We start from the raw sequence: 5,905 nt of genomic DNA on the forward strand, positions 1-5,905 counted from the left end.
GAGTTATTAGCAATATTATCGCAATTGCAAAAACTATGTCAAAAAATCTTTTTACGATCATTTCTTTTACAAAACTTTTTAAACCCCAACTTCATTATTAATAGTTAACGGATCTTTTGCATATGCCAGTTGTTTATCAACAGCGTTTATTACGGTTTCTATAATAAAATCAATCTCATCATTTTGAAGTTGCGGATAAATTGGCAGCGAGATCTCGTTGGCGTATTGTAAATAAGCAGATGGATAATCATTTATTTGGTAACCCAGGTCTTTAAACAAAGTCAACATGGGTAAGGGTATAAAATGAACATTAACGGTTACACCTTTACTTGTAATATCATCAATGATTTTATCGCGTTGAAACTCCGATATGCCTTTAATTCTCAATGCAAACAGATGGTATGATGATTCGCGATTTCCATCTATTAACGTTGGGGCAATAAACCAGTTCATTTTTCTGAAGCCTTTACAATACTTTAATGCTATTAGTTTTCGTAGCGGCAGAAGCTCTGGCAGATACTTCTTAATCTGCGCTAATCCAATTGCTGCACAAATATCCGGCATGTTGATTTTCAGCCCCTGGAAAAGAATATCGTATTTCCAGCCTCCTCCTGTTGATTTGGAAAAAGCATCTTTTGTTTGCCCGTTTAATGTATACATTTTTAAATAACGCAATTCAACAGCTGTATCAAAATTCGGCGGCAGGTTTAAACATATGCATCCCCCCTCGGCTGTTGTTATATTTTTAACTGCATGAAAAGAAAATATAGTTACATCACTTTTTTTTGCCGCCGAAACACCGTTTATTGTTGCACCCAGCGAATGAGCAGCATCTGCAATTAAAAGTATCCTGCCTAAAGCTTCTTGTTTGTGTGATGCGGCTATAAACAGGTCATTTATTTCCGGCTTGCAAATTATCTGGTTTAACTCATCATAATTGCAGGGCCAACCGGCAAAATCAACAGCAATTATTGCTTTTGTTTTGGAAGTTATAGCTTTGAGCACTGCTTTAGGTGATATGCAAAAATCAGTATCAACATCAACCATCACCGGTATGGCACCGCAATGTAACACACACAAGGCCGTAGCACAATAAGTATAAGCCGGTATAATAACCTCATCACCTTCTTTTACCCCAAACCACTTTAGCATCAGTATAGCCCCCGATGTCCATGAATTAACACATATGGCTGCATCAGATGAAGTAAACTCTACCATTTCATTTTCAAGTGCCGCTACCTTTGGCCCGGTAGTGATCCATTTTGAATTAAGCGTATTAACAACTTCATTGATAACCGATTGATCAATATAAGGCGGAGAAAAAGGAATTTTCATGGTGTTGTGGTAAATAAGTGAAAAGTTTGGTTAGGTTTTCTAAAATCGACAATAACCCGGGTTAAAGACTCGAAAAAGATCAGGCGGGTATTTTTTCGAAAAGGGCGACTATACTATCAATGAAATCGCGTGTAAGACGTTTGTAAATGCAATACTTTTCCATAATGCTGTCTTTCCATGTGTAGTTCCCAAATGATAAATCGGCAAGAGAAACAAAATTCTCATGGTACCTTGCCATAAAAATTTCAAGATCCCGAAAGCCTTTATTTGTACAGGTTTCGGGGTGGTAATTAAAAGTCCATGTGTTTTTTGTTTTAGGTTCAACCTCTGATAACTGTACGGGAATCCAGTTGAAACCAAATCTTATATATGGAGATTTTAACAAGCCATCACTTATGATTTTTATATCGGTATATTTATTAATTGCTAAAAGTGTGTTACGATCAAATGTATGAGCAGGAGCAATAAATAATGACGCCTGAATGTTTTCTCTTTTAAATATGGCAGCTGCTGCCTTTATCTTTTCTTCCTGGATGTGAAACGGTAATCCGGCAAATTCTGATCGCTTGTTTATTTTAAGCAAACCCGAATTATGATTCAGATAGCAGTGATCAAATCCATGCATACCTATTACATACCCTTTGCCTTGAATATCACGCACCAGTTGCCAGTAATTAGGGTTTATATTACCACAGCTTAGTAATTTAGGATCCTGGTTATCTGGAATCACAGCTATTATGGGCTTTATGTTATACTTATCGAACAAGTTAAAAAAACGCTCCCATTTTTTTATGTCATTTGTTGGACACAAATCATCCAAACGAATTAAATACTGTAGCATAACGATAAAAATTAATGTAAGTTAATATTGGTCAGTAATTAGTACCCCATTCAGGGGAATGGCATTGCCAGTATGTTTTATTACCAAATCCTCCCACGCTTTAAATATTTTTTCGGGGCTATTGGTGCTAATAATATTTCTGGCCATTTTACCAAGGTCATTTTTTAATGATGGATTATTAATTAAATCATTTATAGCTGTTGCCAGGCCAGAAACTGATCCCTTTTGTACTAACACCCCATTTACACCATCTGATATGATTTCTGATGGACCAAAATCACAATCCATAGCAATACATGGGCATCCAAAGCTCATTGCCTCAACTAACGCATTTGGATAACCTTCATTTCTGGATGGTAAAACAAATATTTCTGCCTGGCTATAATAATCCTGCAAGTTGGATTTTGAACCTGGCAGTATAACTTTTTCGCTCAATCCCATATTATGAATCTGGCAAATAAGGTTATCCCTTTCCTCGCCCTCTCCTATTATAAGCAGATCTACATCATCAATATTTGCCGTATTATAAGCTGATATCAGTATATCAAATCCTTTAACGCGCGTTAACCTTCCTACTCCCAAAATAAACTTCCGATGATGTACCTTTTCAGTTGAAATTGATTTAAAAGCGGTAACAGCATTCGTAATTCTATGTATATTGGAAAGCTTTTTAAATGCTTTATTTTCAAGCAAACAATCTTCAACCCCTTTAGCACTCACAACAACGGCGGCAGATTTTTTATAAAGGCTTGCGGCTAACTGTTTATGAAAATAATTGAATTGGTTTACGCTACGGCTTGGCGATGTTCTTTCTGAAACAATATAAGGAGTACGTATAAAGTAACATGCAATGCCGGTCCATATATTTGCCGAACTAATAAACGAGATAGCGCAAACTGGTTTCTCTTTCAAAAGCAACTTTACCAATTTGTAAAAAGTTTGTACCATATAATAAATCCTGTGACTAAGAAAATTTTTATGTCGTTTTACTATGTACACTACCTTTACTCCGTTATCAATTGTATAGGCCGGTGGTTGGTTATTTAAGGAAATAATTATCGGCTGAAAATTTAATTGGTTGAAATGATTAGCCAGGGATATCAATACTCTTTCGGCTCCCCCTCCCATTAATGAGGGAATAACAAAGAATAAGCTGGGTTTTTGGTGCAAAGCCGGATCTTTTTTCATAACTGTTTTTATGGCTTTTAATTAGGATAAAGCAAATATTTTACAGTTTCATATGCTTTGCGTACCTGCATGTTGCGTAGCTCAAATAGCAAATACCTTYTTACGTAAAGCTGCAGCAATTTTTTTCTTTGAAACGCCGGGTATGTAAAATGCTTAATAATCAGGTTAAAGTCACTTATCATTCTTTCCATCCTTATTTTTGTATTGATCATGCTCCATATGCCCCCCTCATGGTTACGGTAACAACTCATAATCTCGGGCATCACATATATTTTTTTGCCGGTGTGGTGTGTTGCAAAAAGCTTAAAAATTTTATCGCCGGCATAACAATTAAAAAACCAGGGAGTTGAAAACAGATTATACAGATCTGGTATATTTCGGTATAAAACAGTTGCCGTTTTTGTTTCTTCCTGTTTGCCTGCAAGTAAATCGTGGTAAGTATGAATTAATGGTACCGGCCTCGGATTTACATAAAGCGTTCTATTATCGGCATTTATCACCCGGGTATAATGGCAGCATATAACGTAGTCTGGGTTGTTTTCTAAGAAATCAACCTGCTTTTGCAGTTTATGAGGATCGGTCCAAAAGTCATCACCCTCACAAAGTGCTATATATTTCCCTTTACATAATTTGCTGCAATTAATTAAATTATGATGGATCCCCATATTCTGAGGGGATGCAACAATTTTTATTTTGCCAGGATATTTACTTGAAAACAGCCTGACAATTTTAAGTGTATTATCAGTGGAGCTATCATCACCTACAATAATTTCAAATTTAAAGTTTGTTTCCTGCATCATAAAACTGTTAAGAGCCTGGGAAATAAACTTTTCATGATTATAAGTGATACAACAAATGCTAACTGTCATTTCTGCATCCTTCATATCGTGCCGTTTTTTTCATTAATTTCCAATTCAATTTTGTCGGCTATTATATTTCCAAAATGTTTTTGTTTGTGCTGACCCCCTTCGTCAAAGTTTTGAGTCCTTAGCAATAACCTGCAAATAAGATCAAGATCTGGTAATGTTAACGTATGATATAAGGGGAGGCAAACAATTCTTGAGGCAACGGAATCACAAACAGGCATTTCTACATTATTTACATAGGGCAATGTTGATAGCGACGGGTAAAAATACCTTCTACAATATATTTGCGCCAGTTCCAGCTTTGCTTTACTATCCTGCATCAAACCCTCGGAGCTAAAAAGCACAGGAAAATATGCATGATTGTAATCTTGTTTGTTCTCTATTTTCTGAAATTTCACGTCGAGGTTAGTCAAACGTAACATATACTGTTCTGATAAATACTTTCTTTTTTTTAGTATTTCATCTGCATGGCGTAAGTTACACAGGCCCATTGCTGCATGAAATTCACAATTTTTGGCGTTGATTCCAGGTTCAGAAAAACTATCCACACCCGAATAACCAAAATTACGCATCAATGCCATTTTTCTTAAAAGCTCCGGGTCCTGTGTAAATACGGCTCCCCCTTCAATCGTATGAAATAATTTGGTTGAATGAAAACTGGTTGTACTAATGTCTCCATATTCAAACACCGATCTGTTATTATAAAAGGTGCCAAAACAATGGGCAGCATCATAAATAACCTTTAATCCATGCTTATCTGCAATTCTTTGTATAGCATCAATATCACAGGGATTTCCAAAAACATGTGTTGCCAGTATAGCTGAGGTTTTTGGAGTAATAGCGGCTTCTATTTTAGCCGGATCGATATTAAATGTCTCGGGATCTATATCCGTAAATACGGGTGTACATCCCTGCCATACAATACTGCTTGTTGTTGCCACAAATGAAAAAGGTGTGGTAATAATTTCTCCGCTTAAATCAAGGGCTTTAATTGCCAGTTGTAAGGCCAATGTTCCGTTTGAAACAAATAACAAGTGATTAACTCCCAGGTATTCTTTTAATTTCAGTTCAAGCGTATTTACTAAAGGGCCGTTATTTGTAAGCCATTGTCTTTCCCAAATACTCTTAACATAGTTATTGAATTCGCTTTCTGCTGGCAGAAATGGTTTGGTTACAGGAATCATTTTTTTAGGATTAATTGGTTAAAATCTTTAATTGCCGAAAGTTTGATTAGAAGGCCGGCGCCATAATAAACCCCGAAATAGATTATGCTTATTATGCCAATGTGCATAATCGCCGGGGTAAAAAGGTTAGTTAAAAGGATATTAAGGAAATAACAACTAAAACCTATAGTGCCGGATATTGCCAGGATAGGTAAAATATCTTCAATTTGCTCTTTTATCGGATATGAAATTAGCCTGCCACTGTAGGTTGAGTTAATGTAATATGCTACAAAATTGAAAAACAACTGAAAATATAATAAACCATAAATTCCGAAGGGAATGAATAATAAAATGCCTGCTGCGCATAGCACTTTTTTAACAACCTCTAATTTTAAAAATAACGAGCCTTTACCCATAACTTTTAAAATGTTTAAATTGTATGCATGCAGCGGATACATTATGCCACAAACACATAAAATTTGGAAATAAGGAACCGCGGGCAACCATTTATC

5 protein-coding genes are annotated in these 5,905 nt (G+C 35.9%); all 5 read right to left on the reverse strand.

From position 1 onward, the window contains the following. Positions 1-78: 78 nt before the first annotated feature. Positions 79-1,335 (reverse strand): DegT/DnrJ/EryC1/StrS family aminotransferase, encoded by a 1,257-nt coding sequence (locus AC1DO4_RS27460; RefSeq protein ID WP_477420963.1) that lies wholly within the window; start codon positions 1,333-1,335, stop codon positions 79-81. Between the two features lie 79 nt (positions 1,336-1,414). Beyond that, positions 1,415-2,176, reverse strand: a complete 762-nt coding sequence (locus AC1DO4_RS27465) for a DUF2334 domain-containing protein (protein WP_477420964.1) — start codon at positions 2,174-2,176, stop codon at positions 1,415-1,417. Between the two features lie 21 nt (positions 2,177-2,197). Next, positions 2,198-3,364, reverse strand: coding sequence for a glycosyltransferase (locus tag AC1DO4_RS27470; protein WP_477420965.1), 1,167 nt, complete (start codon positions 3,362-3,364; stop codon positions 2,198-2,200). A 17-nt stretch (positions 3,365-3,381) separates the two neighbouring features. Next, the gene (locus AC1DO4_RS27475) at positions 3,382-4,248 is read right to left on the reverse strand and encodes a glycosyltransferase family 2 protein (protein WP_477420966.1); all 867 of its coding nucleotides are present in this window, start codon (positions 4,246-4,248) and stop codon (positions 3,382-3,384) included. Beyond that, complete coding sequence (locus tag AC1DO4_RS27480) at positions 4,245-5,414, reverse strand: DegT/DnrJ/EryC1/StrS family aminotransferase (protein WP_477420967.1); 1,170 nt, start codon at positions 5,412-5,414, stop codon at positions 4,245-4,247. Before AC1DO4_RS27480 ends, AC1DO4_RS27475 begins: the two co-directional genes overlap by 4 nt. Between the last annotated feature and the right edge of the window lie 491 nt (positions 5,415-5,905).

This window comes from Mucilaginibacter sp. P5_A6, from assembly GCF_056400585.1.